Consider the following 21,636-nt stretch of genomic DNA (forward strand, 5'->3'; position numbering starts at 1 on the left):
ATTCGCCCCGTGGGCAGCGAGACTTCGTGATTCGCTTCACAATGTGGACTGGACTGCAGCGTTTTTTTTTCAGAACGGTTGAGTGGACCGGACCGCTTAGATTTTTTTCTCGCTGCGGACCGGATCGCGCTTTTTTAGCTAGCGCAACAAATTGCCCCGGTAACCTCTCCCGTAACTGGGATCTTCTTGGCTTCACAGGTTGAAATGTGTGAGTCTATTTTAAGTAAAACACGAGAAAGTTGCAAGTCTTTGTGGGTCTCGCTGCGCCGAGCAACTTACTTCTCGACGCTAAACTGATGCACGGTTTGCTCATGAAACTTCTCGCCGGGCTTCAGCGTGCTGGTCGGGAAGTTGGGTTGGTTCGGCGTGTCGGGATAGTGTTGCGTTTCTAGGCAGAACGCTTCGTGCTGACCGATTCGGGCTTCAGCCGGTAGGCCGCTCAAAAAGTTGCCGGTGTAAAACTGGATGCCGGGCTGGGTGGTGTAGACCTGCATCACGCGGCCTGACTTCGGATCTTTCATGGTCGCGGCCAGCGCGAGTTCGCCAGATTGGCTGCCGAGGACAAAGCAATGATCGTAGCCGACCGGATCGCCGCCGGTGGCTTGCAGATCTTGTCCGACCGGCTTGAAGGTCGTGAAGTCCATCGGCGTCCCTTTGACCGGCGCTTCTTTGCCGGTGGGGATTAGCGCGTCGCTGACCGGCAGATAGGCGTTGGATTCCAACTTCAGTTGGTGATCGTAAACCTTGCCGCTGCCGACGCCAGACAGATTCCAATAGCAATGGTTGGTCAGGTTCAAGACGGTCGCAGCGTCGGTAGTCGCGGCGTAATCCATGACCAACTGATTGTCGCCGGTCAGCAGATATTGGACGGTGACCGTCAAAGCGCCGGGATAACCTTCTTCGCCATCGGGGCTCGTGCGGGTGAAAGCGACGCCGACGCTGTTGGCTTCTTTCACTTCTTGGGCGTCCCAGACGTAGCGGCTAAAACCTTTGGTTCCGCCGTGCAGCGTGTTTTCGCCGTTGTTCAGGGCCAAGCTATACTCTTGGCCGTCGAGCGAAAATTTGCCTTTGGCGATTCGGTTGGCGAAGCGACCGACCGTCGCGCCAAAATAAGGATGGCCTCCTTCGTACAGGTCGACGTCATCCAAGCCGACCGTGACGTTGGCGAGCACTCCATTTTTGTCGGGAGCCTTGAGCGAAACGATCGTCGCTCCGTAATTGATCAGTTCCATTTCTAGATCCCCGTTCTTGATCGTGAACAGGGTGACCTCTTGTCCATCGGCGGTTTTGCCGAAGGGTTGAGATGCAATCGACATAGCGGCGTTACTCTTTGCGGCAGACTTCGTCGGCTCGGCGGCGAGGACGAACTGCGCCCCCAATAGGCTCGCGGCCAACGATAAGACGCACCAGCATCTCATAATTTGGTTCATTTCTCGACTCCCCTTAGCGGCTGTGAAATAGCCCTAAATTGCATGTTTGGGTGGTTGTTCTCGGTTCGTAGCGCCGGCGCATTATGTCGGCCAAGCGGCGGAAAGTCCATAATTACCGAGCCCCAGGCGGAAAACCAAGCCAAGATTTCCTGCGTAGAAAGGGCTGTTGCGCCAAAGATCTCAAGCGGGCCCTTTTTTTCTCAGATTCTCCGCAAGACGACGGCGTCAGCGGTAACTATCTATGCGAACAGTGAGCAGCAACTTTGTCCAGCAGCGCAGACAACCGCATGAAGCCCGACTGGCCAGCCATTCTTGCTGAACACGAGCAATGGCTGCGTGCGGTCTTATATGCACGCTTGCGCAACAAAGATGATGTTGACGACGCGTTTCAAGAGACATTCGCCGCGGCCGTTTCAGGCAGCGACAAGCTGCGAGATCTCGATCGCGTCGGACCATGGCTGTACCAGATTGCCATTCGACAAGCGTTGCTATTCCGGCGAAAGCAGGGGCGACAGCAACGCAAGATCGAGCAATTTGCTCAGCAGGCCGGATCGCCGGCCGAGCGGGATCCGCTCGGTTGGCTTCTGGCGGATGAGCGTCAGCAGCAAGTGCGCGACGCGCTCGCGGAACTTCCGCAGCGCGACGCCGAGATTTTGCTGCTGAAGTATTTGGAAGATTGGAGTTACCAGCAAATCGCCGACAGGATCGGCGCGAGCCACAGCGCAGTGGAAGCGCGACTGCATCGGGCTCGCGGGCGACTACGCGACAAACTACGTGCCAGGAACGTCGCAGGAGCGACCCGCCGATGAACGAAAACGAACGAATCGAATTGCAACGTCAGATTGACCTATTGGTTGACGGCGAACTGTCAGCTGAACAAGAGCGCCACTTACTGACGCGGCTGGATCAGGAAGAGGCATGGCGCGATTGTGCGCTGACATTCGTCGAAAACCAAGTTTGGCGGCGAGCAGTACCGCAAACCGTTGATTCCCCCCCCGCGGCGATTCCCCGCGCCGCAACGACAACTCCCACCGCGGCGCCGATCCTCCACGGCGCCCGCGGTTGGGATGGTCGCTTGGGTCAACTAGCGGCGCTCGCCGCATCGGTCATGATCGCCTTTATCGGGGGTCAACTGGCCGCGCCTTTTATGACGACTTCAGAAAGCGGCGGCACGTCGGTTGTTTCTCCGCTTTCTCAAAATTCTCCGCAAGAGAATGGGCTGTTCGTCAACTATCGTTCCGGCGATCGAGTCGATCGGATGCCGATTGCGATTGATGACAGCAAACCATTTGATCCTGCGGCGCCTTTTCCGACTTCGTTCGGAATGAGCGCGGCGGAGTTGCAAGAGCTGAGCGACGCCGGCCGGACGTATCAGCAAAAGCAACAGTGGGTGCCGGTGACTTTAAAAGATGGACGTCAGGCGGTGATTCCGATGCAAGAGGTCGTCGTAGAGCCGACCCCGAAGCACTACTTTCCCTAGGCCCAGGCCAACCGCCGACCACGCACAACACAAACCAAAACGAAGCAGGAGTTTTACGCGATGAACTTGAATTGGTATTCCCAAGGCTTGATGTTGGCCGCGATGGCCGTGACGGTCGGCGGCGGCAATTTGCTGCTGGCGAAAGAAGCCGATAGCGACGCCAAAGTTGTCGAAGCCAAACCGGTTGAGGCCCAGCCGGCCGACGAAGCGAAGCCGGAGAAACAAGCGGCTGAGCAACACTTCTGGATCGGCGCCAAGATGGCCGCCGAAGTGCCGACCTTGCTCAAGCGGCATCTGCCGCAACTCGCCGACAAGGGAGTCTATGTCGAAGCGGTGTTTGACGGCAGCCCGGCGTCGCAAGCGGGACTAGAAGCGGACGACGTGCTGTTGGAACTGAATGGTCAACCGCTGGTCGAAGCGCGGAAGTTGGTCGAAGCGGTGCGCGGCGGCGAAGGGGAGAAGCTGAAGCTGGTCGTGCTGCATAACGGCCAAGAGACGACGCTCGAAGTGACTCCACGCACGATTACGCAAGAGGATATCGCGGCGATCACGCAGTCCGAAATGATGCGCGGCATGGCCGAGCAACAGCCGAGTGACGCGATGCGAATGCGGTTCTTCGGCCCCGGGCAACTCTTGCCGCACGCCGGCGCTCGACCTGCTTTGCCGCAAATGGGTCAGAACATCACCGTTCAGATCCAGCACCAAGGAGACCAGCCGGCGAAGTTGCACATCGAAAAAGATGGCAAGTCGTACGACATCACCGCCGATCAACTGGACCAGTTGCCGGATGATATTCGCCCGCTGATTGAGCAATCGCTGGGCGGCATGCCGTTTGGTCAGCAGGGAGAAATTGATATTGAATCGCTAATGCCGCAAGGGGCGTCGGGTGGAATGATGCAGCAGCAACTGCAGCAGATCCACAAGATGCTCGAAGAGATGAAAGCTCAGATGCGCGGCCAGCTGCCGGGGCAACCGCAGCCGCCAGCGGCGGAAGACGATCACGCGATCTAAGATGCAGACCTGTTTCTCGCCAGGTAGAAGAGGGATGAGAGCGGCGTGCGCGGCAAGGCGCACGTCGCTTTTTTATGCGCGCCTAGATTCGTTTTGACCTTGTTTGGATCGCGGTTGGCCGTTATTAATTTCGCCGCACGTTAACAAAAACATCGATCGCGCGGTCTTGCCCTTTATGTCAGAAGTTCGCCAAGTTCCCTTGATATTGCCCGACCTCGGTTTGGATGACTCAACGCTTCGCGCCAGCATGTGGCTGGTGCCGAAGGGAAAGTCAGTCTACCGCGGTGATCGTTTGCTCGAAGTCTTCGCCGGCGAAGTGACGTTTGACGTCGTCGCCCCCGAGTCGGGCGTCCTGTCGCAGAAGATGGTCGATGAAGACGATCGGATTGAAGTCGGGCAGTTGCTTGGCGCCATCGTTGCTAGCGAAGAGCTGAATTAGCATCGCGCCAGCGGCTTGAGACTTCGTACATTGGGTGCAGCGGAGCGAAACCCAACAATCCGCGTGCAGGTCGAAGGTGCGTTACGCCAGCGAGCGACATCCCCTGAGCGAATCGACGCGTTGCGCGCTTGCTCCACCCACGCTACCCCTGAATTAGCCTTCGAACACGTCGAGCTTCTCGATGCGACGTTGATGCCGGCCCCCTTCGAACTCGCCGGCGAGCCAAGCGTCGACAATTTCTAGCGCCAGCGGCAACTCGATCAGGCGTTCGCCCATCGCGATCACGTTGGCGTTGTTATGCCGGCGGCCAAGCTGGGCGGTTTCTACGCTCCAGCAATAAGCGCAGCGCACTCCGCGGATCCGATTGGCCGCGATCGCTTCGCCGTTGCCGGAGCCGCCGAGCACGATTCCACGCTCAAATTTGCCATCGGCGACTGCTTGAGCGGCTGGCATGATGAAATCAGGGTAGTCGCATGACTCTGCCGAAAACGTGCCGTAATCGGCCGCTTCGTGTCCCAATTTCTGTAAGTACTCCAAAATCGCTTGCTTGTAGTGAAAGCCGGCGTGGTCGGAAGCGACGACGATCTTCATTGGGCGAACTGACGAAAGGATTGGAGGGGATCCCCCCGCACGACGGCGAGAGGAGGCGAATCGCCCCATCATAGTCGGCAGAATCCGATCGTGTTAGGCCGGCAACTGCGGTGCGGTTGGCCGTTAAGCCGGCATTTACGGTTCTTTTTTTGCCAAATTCGTGCAGCAAATTTCCATTTTCCGGCCGATGAATCTGTATGACCTACTCTTCTGCATTGAATTCGGAGAATTTTCGTCCACTTTCCCACCCGCGCTTTTCGTTATGTCGGTCGATTCCAAATCCCCAGCCGCGCCGCGGGGCATTCTTCATTGGGGAATGCTCGCCGCTATTTTGTTAGCGGTCGCGATGGCCGTGACGCCTAACGTCGCCGATCCCGACCTGTGGGGGCACGTGCAATATGGCGCCGATCTGCTGCGCGAAGGCTTGCCGGCGACGACCACTTACAGCTACACGGCCGAGGGATATCGTTGGATCAATCATGAAAATCTAAGCGAAGTCGTGCTGGCGATCGGCGCCGAGACGATCGGGCCCGTCGGTCTGTTGTGGGGCAAGTGTTTGCTAGGACTAGCGATCGTCGGCGTCATGCTGTGGCGCTGCGAGTCGCAACGATTGCCGTTGCTGGTCTCTGGCGTGGTCGCGCTGTTAGTCGCTCTCAACTTGACGAATCACTGGAACGCGCGACCGCAGCTATCAAGCTTCGCCCTGTTCACCGTATTAATTATTTTGCTGGACCAATGTTTCGCCGGCTGGAGAAACGACTGGCGCTTGCCATGGTTGGGGGCCCAGTTTCGTCGTCAAAGCTATCAACCGCTCGCCGCTTCGCACCCGCGGATGAAATGGTTATGGCTTTGCGTTCCCCTCTTTTTTGTCTGGGCCAACGCGCATGGCGGATTTGTCGCCGGGTACGCCGTTTTTCTGGGCTATTTGATTTGTCGTTTCCTCGAGTTATCGCTCGATCGCGGTTGGCAGGGCGCCGGCATGATGCGCCGATTGACGTTGATGGCGGTCGTCGGCGGCCTGGCGACGTTGGTGAATCCCTACGGTCCCCACTTGCATCGCTGGTTGCTGAATTCCTTGGGAACGGCGCGGCCCGAGATTACCGAATGGCATCCGCTTTACGAACTGAACCTGGCGTCGGTCGCCTTTTTTGCGCTGATCGCGGCGTTGGTTTTCTCGATCCTATGCAGCCGTAAGCCGCTCGACTTTACGCAGTTGGCGATCACCGGCGTCGTTGGTTGGCAGGCGCTGGCGCATCAACGGCACACGCCGTTTTTGGCGATTTTGTTTGGGCTGTGGTACGCGCCGCATGTCGCTTCGGCTTGGGAGCGTTGCTTTGGCGCTAGTTCGGCGACCGAGAGTCCGTCGCCGCGGCAAGCCTGGATGATGGGCGGCGGCTTGGCCGTCGTGTATGGAGTGCTGATCGCGGCGCTGGTCCCCCGGCTTTCGCAGATGCCGACGCCGCGCGATCAGTATCCGGTTTCGGCGATGCAATACATGGCCGATCATCATCTGCAAGGTCGTCTCGTCGCGACTTACAACTGGGCCCAGTACGCGATTCATGCGCTGGCGAGCGACGGCGATACGCAGTTGCAATTCGACGGTCGATTTCGAACGAGCTATCCGCAAGAGGTGCTCGATATGCACTTCGATTTGATTTTGGGACCCGATCCGCAGATGCGAAATCGCAGCGCCGCGTCAGGGCCGCCCGACGCCGGTCGCGTGTTGAAATATGGTCAGCCTGATCTGGTGTTGATCGATCGGGGACAACCTTATTCGACCCAAGCCATGCAGCAGCACTCGGCGGAGTGGACGCTGCTTTATCAAGATTCATTGGCCCAAGTTTGGGGCCGTCGCGACGAGTACGGTGAGCCGACCTCGACGCGTTACGTTCCGCCGCGAGAGCGCCAAATCAGCGATGCCCCGCAAGTTGGCGCCGTTGCGTGGCCTGCACATCCGATTCGCCGTCAGGCGATCGCGCGTGCGCAACCTTTACCATCCATCATGCCGGACCATACGGAAAAGGGGAAATAGAATGCCAGCCTCCATGATCGCGCCGCGGACCAGTTCGCCGCGTGAATCCTTCGATTGGGAAGGGGAAACCATTACCGCGATCGATCGCCGCTTGGACGAGATTGACCGTCTATCGCAAGCGCTCAGCGCCGATCAAACCGAGCAGCGCTGCGCACCGTGCGACTATCATTTTCCGCCCGGCTTTCGGTTGAGCGTCGTGATCCCGGTTTACAACGAGCGCGAAACGATCGAAAAAATTGTTCGTCGGATTCATCAGTTGCCGATCGACACCGAGATCATCGTGGTCGACGATTGCAGCACCGACGGCACGCGGGACGTATTGGCTCGGATCGCGCATTACGTCGATCTGAAGATCAAATATCACGACCACAACCAAGGTAAAGGCGCCGCTTTGCGAACCGGTTTCGCCGCGGCGAGCGGCGAAGTGGTCATCGTGCAAGACGCGGACCTGGAATACGAGCCGCGCGATATCCTAACCGTGATTCAGCCGATTCTCGAAGGAGAAGCGGACGTCGCCTATGGATCGCGATTTAGCGAAGCGCGGCACGTCAACTCGTCTTGGATTCATCGCGCCGGAAATCGCTGTTTGACGTGGTTGTCGAATTTTACGACTGGGCTGCGAATCACTGACATGGAGACCTGCTACAAGGCGATCCGGACTTCGGCCTTGCGCTCGGTAACGATCGAGCAAGACCGTTTCGGGTTTGAGCCCGAAATCACGGCCAAGCTCGCTCGCCGCAGCTTTCGGATCGTGGAGCGACCGATTTCGTACAACGCGCGCAGTTGGAAAAGCGGCAAGAAGATCGGCATGCGTGACGCAATTCAGGCAATTTGGTGCATTCTGCGTTACGGATGGCGCGATTAGTCGCAGGGGCGGCGCCCATCCTCGCTCGACTGTCCTACAATAGTCGAGTGATTGGAACTGAACGGAACAAGACGCAGCGCGGCGCCCACGAGAAAAGTGCGTGACGCCGCGCTGCGACTCAATAAGGCGTCCCCCGGGGCGACAATAATGAAATGCGGCAAATCGGCGCCATTGCATCGGATCAAGAAGCGGCACGCTTCGTCGACTACCTGTTGACGCAAGGGATCGAGGCGAAATCCGATCCGCGTAACGGCGAGTTCACCATCTGGATTCATGACGAATCGCATATCGACCAGGCGCGCAGCGAACTCCAGGCCTATCTCTCGAACCCTAACGACCAGCGCTACGCCGACGCTTCGAAAGAGGCGAACTCGATTCGAAAGGTGGAATACCTGAAGGACGAACAGCGCCGTAAGAATGTGCATGACATGCGCGGCAAGTTAGGGGGGGCCGGCATGATGGCCCGCATGGCGCCGGTCACGATGACCATCATGTGGATCTGTATCGGCGTGACGGCGGTCAGCTTTTTCGCCCCCAATTTTTTTCCCGGCTTAAGGGGAAACTGGCTCATCGACTGGCTGACCTTCGCACCCTATTCGATGCTGCCGGCGGCGATGCTCAAGCACGATCCGTTTGTCGCGATCGAAGCAGGACAAGTTTGGCGATTAATCACGCCGATCTTTCCGCACGGCGGACTAATGCACATCGCGTTTAATATGTACATGTGGTACTCGTTTGGCGGAATTTTAGAACGCCGTCTGGGATCAGGCCGTTACCTGATGATGGTGCTGGGCCTGGCGATTTTTGGCAATGTCGCAGCGGCGTCGGCGTCGATTTTTATTACCGGCAACGCCAGCGAGCTGTATGCGATCGGCATCTCTGGCGTCTTGTTTGGCCTGTTTGGTTTCGCCTGGGTGAAGTCGACTTTTGAGCCCCAGTTTGGCATTTATCTGCCGAGCCAGTCGGTGCTGATGATGATGCTGTGGTTCGGCCTTTGCTGGCTCGGCTTTGTCGGCAATATCGCCAACTGGGGTCATACCTGCGGGCTGATCGCCGGCGTGATCGCCGGATTTATTCCGAGCCGTTCGTGACCATGATCGGCGTCGAGCGCGAAACGGCGTAGTCGATAAACTCGCGCAGGCCTGTTTGGATCGGCGCCGCGTCTAATCCCTTTTCGCGTCCCGTCGATTTAATCTGACCGCAATCCAGATCGATCGCGATGGTGCAGGTCTTACCTGCATGGTGAAACTCCAACGCAATCGGCCAGTCCGGCTCGCACGACGAGTCGACGCCTGGAAATCGATAGCTGGCGTCTTCGACCAACGCTTTTTGCAGATCGTCGAGATCAGCGACGTGCGAAATGTCGCGTCGTTCCTCGCTTCCATCGATCTGACGGACCAGTTGCACCTGTTTGGCGCTGCGGATGAGGACGACATCATCCGGGCCAAAATAGACGATCGCCTCCTTGGTGCGACTCCAGTGGTAGGCGAGATTTAGCCCGGCGATTGTCGCGGCGAGCAGGAGAATAGCGGCGACCAGCCATGTTCCGCGAGTTTTCATGCACGATAGCAGCGGGATAGAGGTAATTTTTCGTTCGACCGCGTCATAGTATACTTGGGTTTTCCGCAGCGGATGACCGCTTGCAGGTCGACTATTCTCCGGGAGTGGGATCGATGCCTGACGATTTTGATCCATATCGCGAAGCGTTGATTGTAGAAGAACGAACCATTTGGCCGGCCGAATGCGACACTGCGGCGGCCGATCGCCCGCGAATTGAGCGTTTGCTGCATGATGACGCGGCGAGTTGCAGTCAGTTGGAATATGTCCGGATCCATACCGGTTTTTGCCGCATGATTAGCGTGACGGCGGAAGATCTCGATCGAGTGGGCGCGCGCGCCTAACCGAATCGGATCGACTTTGATTTCCTTTTACTTATGAAGCGAGCAGCGTTGACGGCGGAACATGAAATCGTTCGCGTGCAATTGAGCGAACGCAGCTACGATATTGCAATAGGCGCTGGGATTATCGACACGGCGCCCCCGTTTTTCTCCGCGCGTGCCAAGATTTCGCACGCGGTCTTGGTCACCGACGATCAGGTGCGACCTCTCTACGCCGATCGAATCGCCGCCGCTTGCGCTGCGAGCGGGATGCGGACGACGCTGTTGTCCGTACCGGCCGGCGAAACCAGCAAATCGATCGCGATGGCCGATCAGCTTTGGAACCAATGTCTGGCCGAAGGCGCCGACCGCAAGACGGTGGTCATCGCCGTGGGAGGCGGAGTGATCGGCGACCTGGCCGGCTTTATCGCCGCGACGTTCGCCCGCGGACTCTCGTTTTTTCAAGTTCCGACAACGCTGTTAGCGCAAGTCGACAGCAGCGTTGGAGGCAAAGTCGGCGTCAATCTTCCGACGGCCAAAAACATGGTCGGCGCGTTCTGGCAGCCGCAAGGAGTCTTGATCGATGTCGACGTCTTGGCGACGCTTCCGGAGCGGGAATACCGCGCCGGAATGGCAGAAGTGGTCAAGTATGGGGTAATTTTGGACCCCGACTTCTTCGCTTACTTAGAAGCGAATGTCGCGTCGATCCAGCTACGCGATCGGAAAGTTCTGACGCAGGTGATCGCTCGGTGCTGCCAGCTGAAAGCGGATGTCGTGCAAGCAGACGAACGGGAGACCACCGGATTGCGGGCGGTACTGAACTATGGCCATACGTTTTGTCATGCTTTTGAGGCGACCTGCGGCTATGGCCAGTTGCTGCACGGCGAAGCGGTTTCGATCGGCATGTTGTGCGCTTCGCGACTGGCGGAATCGCTCGGTCGGATATCGCCTGACGTCACGCAACGTCAGCGGAAGCTCTTGTCAGCGCTTGGTTTGCCGACAGTTCCTCCCCAGGTTGATATCGACCTGGTCATGACGGCGATGCAGCGAGATAAGAAAGTGGAACATGGCAAGTTGCAATTCGTGTTGCCCACGAAGCTAGGTATGGTTGAACTAGTCGGCGATGTCCCCGTTAAGCTGGCGAAACAGGCGATCAACGATGGGTGATAGGGCGTTGACCTATTGCGCCTCTCCGCAGAGGGAATGTGGGAATGCGCCAATTATCATTTCGTGCATATCAAGAATTTCTGCGAACCCTATAGTGAGGGGCGAAGACGTTCGTTGGTTCGATCGCATAGTCCGGGTGTGATTTAGAACCGCGTTGGTCATGTTTCGTTCAAGAGCACATTCGCCCAATCCGGCGAATCGCAATTCACTCGATGGGGCAGATAATGAACCAACAAAAAGTCGTATATGTACTGGATGATGATGGCGATGCGCGAATTTCGCTAGCATCGGTCGTTCAGTCACTTGGCTATCCGGCGGTCGAATTTGAATCGGCGGAGAGCTTTCTCGAACAGTTTGATCCTGGTCTCCGCGGCTGCGTCGTTGCGGATGTGCGAATGGGGGGGATCTCCGGCGTCGATCTTGTGCATCGTCTGCAAGACAAAGACTTGAATTTGCCGGTCGTCGTGGTCACTGGATACGCCGATGTCCGCTTGGCGGTTCGCGCCATGCAGGCAGGCGCGACTACGTTCCTCGAAAAAGTGGGACGTCCCGGCGAGATCGCTGAAGCGATCCAGCAGGCGATGGAGCAAGAGGAAACTCGCTTTCATCTGATTTCGGAGCGAGACGGCTATCGCTCGCGGATTGAATCGCTCTCGACAGACGAACGCGACGTTTTGCTGCGCGTCTTGGAAGGGAAGCCGAACAAGGTGATCAAGAAGGAATTGGACATCGGTTTGCGAACGGCGGAACTTCGTCGAGCGAATGTGATGCGCAAGATGGGCGCACGCAGTCTGGCCGAATTGGTTCGCATGACCCTAGTCGCCGGAGTTTCCCCGTCCGAAGAGATGCAGGCTTCGTCCTCGTCCAACTCGGATTCGATCGTTTCGTAGCGGTTGGCGCGGTCGCAACGCTTATTTTGGGCGTTCGAATTCCTTGGAGTGAGCTAGTCTTTTAGGTAACCCGAAACCAAGGGCTTACCTTTCCTGCTCCCTCATCTCTGCCCGTGTGTTATGACCTCTCAACCTGCCGCCGAAACTGGCTATATCCAGCAGTTCGTAGAGCGCGCTCGTTCGCTCTATTCCTTGCCCGCCGTGGCGATGGAAGTGCTGGAATTAACAGGCCGTCCTTCGATCGATGCGTTGCAAGTGAAAGCTTGCATCGAGCGCGATCCCGCACTGACGATCAAGATCTTGCGCGCGGTGAATAGTCCGCTGTTTGGTCTTTCGCGGCAAGTATCGGATCTGCATCAAGCGCTGGCGCTGTTGGGGATGAAGCCGTTGAAGCTCTTGGTGCTCGGCTTTAGTCTGCCGCGAGAGTTGCTGGACGGCGTCGAGGCGGATTCGCTGAGCCAATACTGGAGCATCGCGCTGACCAAAGCGGTCGCCGCCCGCGAAATTGCGGAGTTTCTCGGATATCGCAACGGAGATGAAGCGTTTATCGCCGGCTTGCTGGCCGATATCGGCATGCTGGTCTTGTTGCAGGACTTGGGAACGCCGTACGCGCATTTTGTCCGCAAAACCGACGAGGAAAAAGCGTCTCTCTTGCAGATGGAAGTCGGCACGCTTGGTTTTGACCATATCGTACTGAGCAGTCGCCTGCTTACGTATTGGAAATTGCCGGCTGGGATCATTGACGCGGTGTCGGCTATCAAGCCGTCGCCGTTCGCCGCGCCGTTGGAACTGGAGCCGCTCTCGGAAACGGCGCGTGCGCTGGTCTTAGCCGACCGTTTGTCCGACATTCTGGCCGGAAAGCGTCTCGATGCATTGCCCTCCTGGGTAACGGCGGTCGCAAAATATGGACCGTCCGATCTTACGGATTTTGAACAACTTGCGACGCGCGTCGAGGAGAAGGTCAAGCAATTGGCCAACGTCATGCGCGTCCGCATCGACGATAAGTCGTCTTACGCAGAGATCATGCTAACCGCCTACGCGCGTCTGTCGGAAGTGAGCATGGACGCGGCGCTGGATGTCGCGCGCCATGATCCGGAAGAATTGGAACTGCACAAGGCCTGGCGCGAAGCGAAAGAACTGACGTCCGCCGTGGCCAGTTTTCATGATCGTTCGCCAAACGCGGCTCGGATCGCAGCTCCCAGAATTTCCCCACAATCCCCCGCGGTGGCGACGATCGAAACGGCGAAAGCATCCGCCAAGAGCATCGCGCTGGACAAATCATCCGTGGCGCGGCTGGACGTCGAAGTGCAGAGTTGCCGACAACAACGGATGCCGATTTCGGTATTGCAGTTGACCCTCGATCGGTACGATGACTTGCTGTTACACGCAGGACCCGACGAACTCGTCCATACCTGGCAATTACTCGAGAAAGCGGTTGGCGCGATCATTGGAGATGCGGGCAGCTGCTTTGCCTCGGCCGACGCCGTTCTAATGGTCGTCTTGCCGTCGCAGGACCGGATGCAGGCGGTGGAAACGGCGAAACGCCTGGTGACGGGAATCCGTAGTTGGGCGCAGGCACGCGCCGAGATGGGAGGCGCGGCCCCGCTGACGATCAGCGTCGGAGCCGCTGCGATTGCGCTGGCGCCGAAGAATTTTCGGTCTAGCGAACTAGCGGACGCCGCGACGCGCTGTATGGAAGTCGCGCGGCGATGCGGCGGCGATGGCGTGAAAAGTATCGAGATTTTGTGAGGGATGGTCGCCCGTTGGGGGCGTTGAGCTTCTCCGCGCTTCATGCAATCCACTTGCATTTTCACGCTGAACGTCTATCGTGGACCAATTCGTTTCGTTCCGCCGCTTCCCCGTAGGGCCATGGACCAATTTGTCGTACTGACCGTCTATTGCGGGTTGATTGTCGCCGCTTCGATGCTGGGCGGCGCACTGCCCTCGGTAATGCGACTGACGCATACGCGCATGCAGTTGATGATGAGCGGCGTGGGCGGTTTGATGCTGGGCGTCGGCGTGCTCCATCTGTTGCCGCATGGCGTCGCCGAAAGCGGATCGATCGACGTCGCCGTGGGGGGAATGTTCGTCGGCATCTTGTCGATGTTTTTCCTGATGCGGGTGTTCCATTCGCACCAGCATGCGCCGGTCGAGAAGGAATATCCTGAAGTCGCCGCCGCTGAACATCCGCAGGATCATGATCCCCACGCTGGACATGCGCATTGCGATCATGATCACGGCGACGAGGGGCCAAAATCGGTCTGGAGATGGCTAGGGATCTTTCTCGGGCTCTCGTTGCATACGCTGATTGACGGAATCGCGTTGGCGGCCGCGGTCGCCGCCGCGGCGCATGCCGAAAGCGGTTTGGCGAAACTCGCCCTCGGCGTCTTTTTGGGGATTGTGCTGCACAAGCCGCTCGATGCGCTGTCGATCACCTTTGTCATGCGGGCCGGGGGATGGTCGGCGACATCGATGAATCTGATCAACTTCGGCTACTCGCTGATGTGCCCGATCGGCGTGGTCCTCTTTTATTTTGCGATCGGCAGTCTGGATGACGCTTGGCGACACAACGTGGTGGGCGGCGCGCTAGGCTTTGCGGCGGGCGTCTTCATCTGCATCGCGCTTGCCGACATCCTGCCGGAAATCCAGTTCCACTCTCACGACAAATGGAAACTGTCGAGCGTGTTGTTGCTGGGTGCGCTGCTAGCAGTTGCAATCGGCTGGCTCGAGCCTCCTCATGCCCACCATCACGCGCCAGCACCGGCGACGGCGCCATTGCCTTTGCCAGCAATGTCGCCCGATCGCGAGCTCTAATCGCACGACCTTAACGATTATTGGGATGGCGCCGATTGTCAGGGTGGGCGTGAAGTTGTCGTGGCGACTGTGACGAATTAATCGCCTATAGCGATTATTCCTCCAGTCCCTTCGTGCGCGGCGAGCGGGACGCTCAGGCGACCCTATGAACCCCAAGTCCTTAGTTACGATCGGGAAGCTTGCGACGTGCGCCGCGCTGTCGACCCTCTTCTGTTGGGCGTCGAGCGGCTGCAACCGATATGGCTATGTCGCCAACGCCGACGCCGAAGCGCAATCACTGGTGGCGCAAAAGTCGAACAATCCGCGCTGGGCGATCGACAATTTCAACATCGATGTCAATCCGCGCAGCCGCTACTACGATACGTATGATCCGGTCAAACCGCCGATGCCGCCGGATGACCCTTATTCGCATCGTTATATGCACATGGTCGACAACAAAAAGGGATGGAGTCATTGGGGACGCAACGGCATCCGCCCGATCTTAGAAAACCCCCGGTGGTTGGAAGAGCTTTACCAGCATTCGGAAGTCACCGAGCAAGGCGAGATCATGCTCGACCTGGACGACTCGGTCCGTCTCGCGATCTTGCAATCGCCTGACTACCAACAGCAGTTGGAGACGATTTATCTCTCCTCGCTCGACGTCAGCACCGAACGCTTTCGGTTTGACGTGCAGTTCTTTGGCGGCAACTTCACGCAATTCGAGCATTTGGGCCAAGAGCGCGCCGGCGGCGAAAGCAGCAAGCTGCGTCTCGACAATGGGCTGGAGATGAATCGCCGGTTCGCGACCGCAGGCGAGTTTTTGGTCGGCATCGCCAATTCGACCGTTTGGGAGTTCGCCGGACCCAACCGAGGCGTAACCACGTCGATTTTGAACTTTGGTTTGGTACAGCCGATCCTGCGTGCCGGCGGTCGAGTGATCGCCCTCGAACAGCTAACGATCGCCGAGCGGACTTTGCTGGCCAACCTGCGCGCGTACGCCCAATATCGGCAAGGGTTTTACACGCAAGTCGCGTTCGGCGAGCTCGGCGTTGCGGGTCCCCAGCGCCGCGGCGGTTTCTTTGGCGGCACCGGTTTGACCGGGTTTACTGGACAAGGAAGCGGCGGTTTCGGCGGCGTGGGTGATGCGACCGGCTTTGGGCGCGGATTCAACGCCAACGGCGCCGGGGGAGCAGGAGCTAGCGGATCTGGTTTCGCAGGCGGCGGCGCCGGCACGGTCGGCGGGTTCCTGGGTTTGCTGCAACAGTTGCAGCAGATTCGTAACACGCAAGACAGTCTTTCGGCCCAAGAGCGAACGCTCGATCTCTTAGAAGCGAATCTCGACGCCGGTCTGATCGATATCGCGCAGGTCGATCAATTTCGGCAAAATATTGAGACGGAACGGGCCAACTTGCTGCAGGCGCACAACAACCTCGAGACGGCGCTCGATACGTTCAAGCGTTCGACGTTGGGCCTGCCGCCGAACTTGCCGATCGCGCTGAATGACGAGTTGATTCAAAAGTTCAAACTGACCGATCCCGCGACGACGCAAACGCAAGTTGCGATCGAAGAATACATCTCCCAGTTTGGCGACCTCCCGCATATCCCGACGCTCGAAGATCTGCAGATGTCGATCCAGGATGTGGATTCGTTACAGCATCAAGTCGACACTCGCGTCAGTGAGATTCCCCAGGACCTGCAAAAGCTGGAGAGCGTCACCCCGACGCGCACCTTGGAAATGACGGAGTCGGAGCGTGGATTGTTCGAGCGCGACAAGGATCGCTTGATCGAGGAAGTCGACGACTTGGAGTCTCGCAACGATGCGAATCGTGAGAACGTAGAGAAGCTCGCCGGTCAGATCGGCCAGGTCGAGCCGAACATTGTCGCGGATCAGCTGGTCGCTCGCCTAGTCGAAATGAAGAACCTGGTCAGCGAGTTGGGATTGATCGAAGCTCGCGCTCGGATCGAGCAGATCAACGTGCAACGCGTCTATTTGACGCCGGAACAGGCGCTCGAAATTGCTCGCGCCAATCGCTTGGACTGGATGAACAATCGCGCGTCGTTGGTCGATACTTGGCGCTTGATCGAGTACAACGCCAACGCGCTGAAGTCGAATTTGACGATCGCGTTTAGCGGCGACCTGCAGACCTTGGGCGAGAACCCGGCTCAGTTCCGTAGTCAAACAGGCTCGCTGCGCGCGTCGGTTCAGTTTGATCCGCCGCTGACACGGTTGGTCGAACGCAACAGCTTTCGTCAGCAACTGATCGAGTATCAGCAAGATCGCCGCGACTTGATTCAGTTTGATGACTCGGTCTTCGCCGATCTGCGAGCGTCGCTGCGAACGTTGGAGCAACTTCGTTTGAATTTAGAGATTCAGCGGCGAGCGGTCGTGATCGCGATTCGCCGCGTTGATCAAACGCGCGAAGCGCTGAGCGCACCGGTTGCGCCCGCCGAACCAGGCCAACCCGCGTTGTCGTTGGGGCCCACGGCCGCGCAGAATTTGCTGTTCGCGTTGTCTGACTTGCGAAATACGCAAAACAACCTGATGAGCGTTTGGCTCAACTACGAAGCGAACCGGATGCGTCTTTATCGCCAGTTGGGGATTATGCAGATTGACCAAGAGGGGATCTGGATCGATACGCCGTTGGATTTGCGGCCTCCCGAAACTTCGGAAGAGATTGAATTGCCTCCGGCCGTGCCGATGGAATGGTTGCAGGAAGGGTTCTTTGAGCTTCCCGAAGAAGCGGAAGTGGAGGAAACCGAGTCAACCGATCTGGCTCAGCCTGCATCGCCGGAGCCGCCGCTGTGGCGCGTCGATCGCTGGTTGGCGCGGTTGTTGCCTCAGGGGAAAGAGAACGTTTCGGCCCCACCGAAACCTTCGGCTTATTCCGACCAAGTGGCGATCGTCGACCAGCCGAAAAGCCCTGCCGACGAAGCGCTGGTCGCACCGCTGCCAGAGTCTTACGAAATCGAGGTAAGTCGCGAGCGGCGGTACACCAACAGCGAGATTCAGCAGATGTTGCAGCAGATGCGTGCCCGAAAAGAGGGGGAGCAGCCGGCGGCGCCTCTTTTCCCGCTTGAAAACGGATGAATTTCGAGCGGAACCTGCGATAATAGAAGGGGTTAAGTCCAGGTGACGACTTGCCTGCCTTTCAAGGACCAGCGATATGTCCGCTTCTGCCGAAAACAATGCGCCCGAACCGCGGCCGCGCTTGCGCTTAGAAACTTCGCGGCGCAATTGGTTTTGGCCGATCTTTCTGGTGCTGCTCGTCGCAGGCATCGCGTTTGGCGCCTATTACCTGCCGAGCTCCGGCATCATGGGATCGTCCAACGAAGCGAGCGGCGCGCTGACCTACGAAGTGCAGCGCGAACGCTTGTTGATCAGCGTCACCGACGATGGCAACGTCGAGAGCGCCAGCAATATTGACGTGAAGTGCGAGATCGCCGGCGGCGGCACGATTCTGTGGATCGTCGAAGATGGTAAACGGGTCACCCAAGGGGAAGAGATCATCCGCATTGATACTTCGGCGATCGAAGATCAATTGAACGCCCAGAAGATCGTTTACGAAAAGGCGCTGGCGACCAAGATCGAAACGCAAGAAGCCTTTGAAGCGGCGAAGTTGGCGGTGCAAGAATACGCCGAAGGGACCTTCCTGCAAACGCTGCAGCAGATGGAAGCGACGATCAAGATCGCGCAGCAAAACCTGACCACCGCTCAAGACATGCTTGGTTATAGCAAGCGGATGTCGCGCAAAGGGTACGTGACAGCGCTGCAGCGCGAAGCGGACGTTTACGCCGTCGAGCGAGCCAAGCTAGATTTGGAAGTCGCCGAAACAAGCAAACGCGTCCTGACCGATTTCACGAAACAGAAAACGATCCGCGAATTGGAAGCGGCTCGCGATTCGGCCGAAGCGCGCATGCGATCCGAAGAAGCGGCGTTCCAGCTAGAAAAGGCGCGGCTGGATCGGCTGGAAAAGCAACTCGTGAATTGCGTAATCACCGCGCCGCAAAACGGCATGGTCGTTTACGCCAACGAGACCGATCGTCGCGGTTCGACCGAGACGGGGATCGCCGAAGGAACCATCGTGCGTGAAGGGCAGACGATCGTACGCATTCCGGATCTGGCGAAGATGCAGGTCAAAGTGACGATTCACGAGTCGAAGATTGACCGCATTCGAACCGGCATGCCGGCGCGAATTGTGATTCAAGATCGGACCTTTCAAGGGAAAGTGACCGGCATCGCCAATCAGCCGGAGCCAACCGGTTGGTTTTCGGCCAACGTCAAAGAATATGGCACGATCGTTTCGATCGACGGAACGCAAGAGGCGCTGCGCCCTGGTCTGACGGCGTTTGTGGAGATCCAAGTCGCCGATATTCGCGACGCGCTGACGGTCCCGGTCTCGGCGGTTGTCGAGCAACGCGGCAAATACTTTTGTTGGGTGCAAACGTCGCTCGGCCCCGAACGTCGTCCGCTGACGCTGGGTCAAACCAACGACAAATTGATCGAAGTGCTGGACGGAGTCAAAATCGGCGACTTAGTGCTGCGCAATCCCCGCGCGGTAGTCGCCGACGCACGAATCGTCGCCGACGAAGGCCCTGAGCCGCTGGCCGAAGAGGAAGCGAGCGATGAAGAGTCCGCAAGCGGACAGTCGAGTCCGTCCGACAAGCGTCCCAGCGGCGGACCAACCGCAGGCGGTCCGCCTGCCGGCGCACCAAGCGGCGGATCGGTTCGCGCGGACCCGTTTCAAAATGACGCCGACAAAGATGGCAAGCTCAGCCGCGACGAAGCGCCGGCGCCGATGAAAAACTTCTTTGATCGAATCGACAAAGATGGGGACGGATTCATCACCCGCGCCGAGATGAGCGCCTCACGAGCCGAAAGAGAGAAGTCGCAAAGCGGAGCCGGTGCGCCGCCGTCCGGCGGACCCGCAGGAGGCCCTCCGCGTTCATGATTGCGCGACTAATCTCGACAATTCGGCTCGGTTTTAAGAGCCTGATGCTGCACAAACTCCGCTCCGGCCTGGCGATGCTCGGCATCATGATCGGCGTGACGGCCGTGATTTGGCTGGTCGCGATGGGAGAAGGGGTGAGCTATCAGGCGCAGCAACAGATCAAAGATCTGGGCGCTACCAATGTCATCGTCCGCAGCATGAAGCCGTCGTCCGGTTCGGCGACCGGCAGCAGCTTTATCATCGAATACGGACTGACGCGCGACGACTATCAACGGATTCTGGAAGGAGTCCCTTCGATTCGTCGTGCGGTGCCGATGCGCGAAATCAAAGGGGACGCTCGCGCTGGATCGCGCGAGAGCGAAATCCAATTGCTGGGGGTGACGCCCGACTATCGCGATATGAATCACCTGATTGTCGAGCGCGGACGCTTCCTTTCGGATCGGGACGTAATCGGTGAAGAGAACGTCTGCGTCTTAGCGGCGGGTGCGGCGACCAATTTGTTCGCCCATGAGAATCCCGTCGGTCGCAAGATCGAGATTCAGTTCAACGGCAAGTCGGACGTTTACAAGGTCGTTGGGCAGACTGCAGATCGCACTCCCTCGGCGGCGATCGGCGGCAGTCTTGCGGGTCGCGACTTCAATACGGACGTCTACATTCCGCTGACGACGTTGCGACTGCGGATTGGGGATCAAGTCATCACGTCGCGATCCGGCAGCCGCGAAGGCGAGATCGTTCAGCTTTCGCAGATTACGGTGACCGTCGGCGAAGTGGAAGAAGTCGAGGAAGCGGCGGGGATTATCGAGATTTTGCTGGAAAAGTACCATCCTTTGGGCGACTACGCGGTTGTGGTTCCTAGCGAACTGCTGCGACAGGCCGAGATGTTGCGAATGATGTTTAACGTCTTGTTGATTTTGATCGCCGGCATTTCGCTGTTGGTCGGCGGGATCGGCATCATGAATATCATGTTGGCGACAGTCACCGAACGAACGCGTGAAATCGGCATTCGGCGTGCGTTAGGCGCGACCCAAGAAGACGTGATCATTCAGTTTTTGGCCGAGACGATTGTGCTGTCGGCCGCCGGCGGAATGATCGGCGTGGTCTTCGGCTTTGGCTGCATCCCCGTCACCTATTTGGCGCAAACCGGGCTGGAGCGCTGGCTGCCGGAAGTTTGGAGCACGCTGCCGACGACGATCCGCGATTTGCAACCACGCATTGCGATCTGGTCGATCATCGCTTCCTTTTTGATCTCGGTAGGAGTCGGCGTACTGTTTGGACTTTATCCGGCGCGCCGCGCCGCGATGATGGATCCGATCGAAGCGCTGCGTCACGAATAGCGACTTTTTCTGGAGCGACCGAAGCGATGCGGATGGCGGCTGAATTTGAGAACCTAGAAAAACACTACCATCTGGGAGACGTGGTGGTGAAGGCGCTGCGCGGCGTTACGGCCGCATTTCCGGAAGGGGACTTTGTGGCGCTGATGGGCTCTTCCGGCAGCGGCAAGAGCACGCTGTTGAATCTGTTGGGAGCACTCGATCGGCCGACTCATGGGCGATATATCCTGGGCGGCTATGACGTCTCGACGCTCAGTGATCGGCAATTGTCGCAAGTCCGCAATCAATTGATTGGATTCATCTTCCAGTCGTACAATCTGATCGCGCAGTACACCGTGCTGGAGAACATCCAGGTTCCGCTCCAGTATCGACCAGGCAGACCGCCGATTTCGTCGCGCGATCGGAATCGTTGCTTGGACCTGGCCGAGCAGGTGGGGCTGTCCGATCGTTTGGACCATCGGCCGTACCAACTTTCGGGCGGTCAGCAGCAACGCGTCGCGATTGCGCGGGCGCTGCTGAACGATCCCGAAATCATCTTGGCCGACGAGCCGACCGGCAACTTGGATTCGAAAACCGGCGCCGAGATCATGCAGATCTTAGGAAAGCTTAACCGCGAAGGTCGCACCATCATCATGGTGACGCACGAGCCGGATATCGCGGAACAAGCGAAACGCCAGATCTATATGCGCGATGGAATGATCGCCGGTGAAGGGATCTTCCCAGGGTAGTGCTGGGCACTCGCGCTTCGGGCAATGAAGGATTTTGGCTGCGCACACCCGAC

At 58.1% G+C, this 21,636-nt stretch carries 19 protein-coding genes; 16 read left to right on the forward strand and 3 right to left on the reverse strand.

Annotated features, from left to right (window positions below):
* Window positions 1-275 precede the first annotated feature (275 nt).
* Window positions 276-1,316, reverse strand: a complete 1,041-nt coding sequence (locus DSM3645_RS03670) for an aldose epimerase family protein (RefSeq protein ID WP_202594919.1) — start codon at window positions 1,314-1,316, stop codon at window positions 276-278.
* 377 nt (window positions 1,317-1,693) lie between these two features.
* Between DSM3645_RS03670 and DSM3645_RS03675 the strand changes: the two genes are divergently transcribed.
* The 4 genes from DSM3645_RS03675 to DSM3645_RS03690 all read left to right on the forward strand — a co-directional run bounded on the left by DSM3645_RS03675 (window position 1,694) and on the right by DSM3645_RS03690 (window position 4,360).
* The gene (locus tag DSM3645_RS03675) at window positions 1,694-2,239 is read left to right on the forward strand and encodes an RNA polymerase sigma factor (protein ID WP_040351583.1); all 546 of its coding nucleotides are present in this window, start codon (window positions 1,694-1,696) and stop codon (window positions 2,237-2,239) included.
* The gene (locus tag DSM3645_RS03680) at window positions 2,236-2,910 is read left to right on the forward strand and encodes a hypothetical protein (RefSeq protein WP_002650682.1); all 675 of its coding nucleotides are present in this window, start codon (window positions 2,236-2,238) and stop codon (window positions 2,908-2,910) included. The genes DSM3645_RS03675 and DSM3645_RS03680 overlap by 4 nt, the downstream gene beginning before the upstream one ends.
* 60 nt (window positions 2,911-2,970) lie before the next feature.
* Window positions 2,971-3,921 (forward strand): PDZ domain-containing protein, encoded by a 951-nt coding sequence (locus tag DSM3645_RS03685; protein WP_002650683.1) that lies wholly within the window; start codon window positions 2,971-2,973, stop codon window positions 3,919-3,921.
* A 175-nt stretch (window positions 3,922-4,096) separates the two neighbouring features.
* Window positions 4,097-4,360, forward strand: a complete 264-nt coding sequence (locus tag DSM3645_RS03690) for a lipoyl domain-containing protein (protein WP_040352080.1) — start codon at window positions 4,097-4,099, stop codon at window positions 4,358-4,360.
* 153 nt (window positions 4,361-4,513) lie between these two features.
* On the opposite strand, the gene rpiB is transcribed toward DSM3645_RS03690, so the two are convergent.
* On the reverse strand, window positions 4,514-4,951 hold the full coding sequence (gene rpiB, locus DSM3645_RS03695; protein ID WP_002650685.1) for a ribose 5-phosphate isomerase B: 438 nt from the start codon (window positions 4,949-4,951) through the stop codon (window positions 4,514-4,516).
* A gap of 262 nt (window positions 4,952-5,213) precedes the next feature.
* On the opposite strand from rpiB, the gene DSM3645_RS03700 reads away from it, so the two are divergent.
* The 3 genes from DSM3645_RS03700 (at window position 5,214) to DSM3645_RS03710 (ending at window position 8,939) form a co-directional block, all read left to right on the forward strand.
* The gene (locus tag DSM3645_RS03700; protein ID WP_002650686.1) at window positions 5,214-6,983 is read left to right on the forward strand and encodes a hypothetical protein; all 1,770 of its coding nucleotides are present in this window, start codon (window positions 5,214-5,216) and stop codon (window positions 6,981-6,983) included.
* A gap of 1 nt (window position 6,984) precedes the next feature.
* A complete protein-coding gene (locus DSM3645_RS03705) occupies window positions 6,985-7,848 on the forward strand; it encodes a glycosyltransferase family 2 protein (RefSeq protein ID WP_002650687.1) in 864 nt (287 codons plus the stop codon).
* 152 nt (window positions 7,849-8,000) lie between these two features.
* Entirely contained in the window at window positions 8,001-8,939 is a 939-nt protein-coding gene (locus tag DSM3645_RS03710) for a rhomboid family intramembrane serine protease (protein WP_002650688.1), read from the forward strand.
* On the opposite strand, the gene DSM3645_RS03715 is transcribed toward DSM3645_RS03710, so the two are convergent.
* Window positions 8,920-9,408: a hypothetical protein gene (locus DSM3645_RS03715; RefSeq protein ID WP_002650689.1), complete on the reverse strand. Its 489-nt coding sequence runs from the start codon at window positions 9,406-9,408 to the stop codon at window positions 8,920-8,922. The two genes, DSM3645_RS03710 and DSM3645_RS03715, sit on opposite strands and share 20 nt — an antisense overlap.
* Before the next feature lie 113 nt (window positions 9,409-9,521).
* On the opposite strand from DSM3645_RS03715, the gene DSM3645_RS03720 reads away from it, so the two are divergent.
* The 9 genes from DSM3645_RS03720 (at window position 9,522) to DSM3645_RS03760 (ending at window position 21,583) form a co-directional block, all read left to right on the forward strand.
* Window positions 9,522-9,749: a hypothetical protein gene (locus DSM3645_RS03720; RefSeq protein WP_040351584.1), complete on the forward strand. Its 228-nt coding sequence runs from the start codon at window positions 9,522-9,524 to the stop codon at window positions 9,747-9,749.
* Window positions 9,750-9,782: 33 nt separating this feature from the next.
* Window positions 9,783-10,892, forward strand: coding sequence for a 3-dehydroquinate synthase (gene aroB / locus DSM3645_RS03725; protein WP_002650691.1), 1,110 nt, complete (start codon window positions 9,783-9,785; stop codon window positions 10,890-10,892).
* A gap of 224 nt (window positions 10,893-11,116) precedes the next feature.
* On the forward strand, window positions 11,117-11,782 hold the full coding sequence (locus tag DSM3645_RS03730) for a response regulator transcription factor (RefSeq protein ID WP_002650692.1): 666 nt from the start codon (window positions 11,117-11,119) through the stop codon (window positions 11,780-11,782).
* Window positions 11,783-11,902: 120 nt separating this feature from the next.
* Complete coding sequence (locus tag DSM3645_RS27640) at window positions 11,903-13,531, forward strand: HDOD domain-containing protein (protein WP_002650693.1); 1,629 nt, start codon at window positions 11,903-11,905, stop codon at window positions 13,529-13,531.
* A gap of 42 nt (window positions 13,532-13,573) precedes the next feature.
* Entirely contained in the window at window positions 13,574-14,596 is a 1,023-nt protein-coding gene (locus tag DSM3645_RS03740) for a ZIP family metal transporter (RefSeq protein WP_202594920.1), read from the forward strand.
* A gap of 145 nt (window positions 14,597-14,741) precedes the next feature.
* Window positions 14,742-17,663 carry a TolC family protein gene (locus DSM3645_RS31600; RefSeq protein WP_002650695.1) on the forward strand — a complete coding sequence of 974 codons (2,922 nt, stop codon included), beginning with the start codon at window positions 14,742-14,744 and terminating at the stop codon, window positions 17,661-17,663.
* 76 nt (window positions 17,664-17,739) lie between these two features.
* A complete protein-coding gene (locus DSM3645_RS03750) occupies window positions 17,740-19,524 on the forward strand; it encodes an HlyD family efflux transporter periplasmic adaptor subunit (RefSeq protein ID WP_002650696.1) in 1,785 nt (594 codons plus the stop codon).
* Window positions 19,521-20,858: an ABC transporter permease gene (locus DSM3645_RS03755; RefSeq protein ID WP_002650697.1), complete on the forward strand. Its 1,338-nt coding sequence runs from the start codon at window positions 19,521-19,523 to the stop codon at window positions 20,856-20,858. The genes DSM3645_RS03750 and DSM3645_RS03755 overlap by 4 nt, the downstream gene beginning before the upstream one ends.
* Before the next feature lie 32 nt (window positions 20,859-20,890).
* The gene (locus DSM3645_RS03760; RefSeq protein WP_315849853.1) at window positions 20,891-21,583 is read left to right on the forward strand and encodes an ABC transporter ATP-binding protein; all 693 of its coding nucleotides are present in this window, start codon (window positions 20,891-20,893) and stop codon (window positions 21,581-21,583) included.
* Window positions 21,584-21,636: the final 53 nt, after the last annotated feature.

This window comes from Blastopirellula marina DSM 3645, from assembly GCF_000153105.1.
GTDB classification, from domain to species: Bacteria; Planctomycetota; Planctomycetia; order Pirellulales; family Pirellulaceae; genus Blastopirellula; species Blastopirellula marina.

Bases quoted from the DNA above. Each gene is read 5' to 3' on its own strand.
- DSM3645_RS03670 (WP_202594919.1), bottom strand. From the start codon at position 1,316: ATGTCGATTGCATCTCAACCCTTCGGCAAAACCGCCGATGGACAAGAG.
- DSM3645_RS03680 (WP_002650682.1), top strand. From the start codon at position 2,236: ATGAACGAAAACGAACGAATCGAATTGCAACGTCAGATTGACCTATTG.
- DSM3645_RS03685 (WP_002650683.1), top strand. From the start codon at position 2,971: ATGAACTTGAATTGGTATTCCCAAGGCTTGATGTTGGCCGCGATGGCC.
- DSM3645_RS03690 (WP_040352080.1), top strand. From the start codon at position 4,097: ATGTCAGAAGTTCGCCAAGTTCCCTTGATATTGCCCGACCTCGGTTTG.
- rpiB (WP_002650685.1), bottom strand. From the start codon at position 4,951: ATGAAGATCGTCGTCGCTTCCGACCACGCCGGCTTTCACTACAAGCAA.
- DSM3645_RS03700 (WP_002650686.1), top strand. From the start codon at position 5,214: ATGTCGGTCGATTCCAAATCCCCAGCCGCGCCGCGGGGCATTCTTCAT.
- DSM3645_RS03705 (WP_002650687.1), top strand. From the start codon at position 6,985: ATGCCAGCCTCCATGATCGCGCCGCGGACCAGTTCGCCGCGTGAATCC.
- DSM3645_RS03710 (WP_002650688.1), top strand. From the start codon at position 8,001: ATGCGGCAAATCGGCGCCATTGCATCGGATCAAGAAGCGGCACGCTTC.
- DSM3645_RS03715 (WP_002650689.1), bottom strand. From the start codon at position 9,408: ATGAAAACTCGCGGAACATGGCTGGTCGCCGCTATTCTCCTGCTCGCC.
- DSM3645_RS03720 (WP_040351584.1), top strand. From the start codon at position 9,522: ATGCCTGACGATTTTGATCCATATCGCGAAGCGTTGATTGTAGAAGAA.
- aroB (WP_002650691.1), top strand. From the start codon at position 9,783: ATGAAGCGAGCAGCGTTGACGGCGGAACATGAAATCGTTCGCGTGCAA.
- DSM3645_RS03730 (WP_002650692.1), top strand. From the start codon at position 11,117: ATGAACCAACAAAAAGTCGTATATGTACTGGATGATGATGGCGATGCG.
- DSM3645_RS27640 (WP_002650693.1), top strand. From the start codon at position 11,903: ATGACCTCTCAACCTGCCGCCGAAACTGGCTATATCCAGCAGTTCGTA.
- DSM3645_RS03740 (WP_202594920.1), top strand. From the start codon at position 13,574: ATGCAATCCACTTGCATTTTCACGCTGAACGTCTATCGTGGACCAATT.
- DSM3645_RS31600 (WP_002650695.1), top strand. From the start codon at position 14,742: ATGAACCCCAAGTCCTTAGTTACGATCGGGAAGCTTGCGACGTGCGCC.
- DSM3645_RS03750 (WP_002650696.1), top strand. From the start codon at position 17,740: ATGTCCGCTTCTGCCGAAAACAATGCGCCCGAACCGCGGCCGCGCTTG.
- DSM3645_RS03755 (WP_002650697.1), top strand. From the start codon at position 19,521: ATGATTGCGCGACTAATCTCGACAATTCGGCTCGGTTTTAAGAGCCTG.
- DSM3645_RS03760 (WP_315849853.1), top strand. From the start codon at position 20,891: ATGGCGGCTGAATTTGAGAACCTAGAAAAACACTACCATCTGGGAGAC.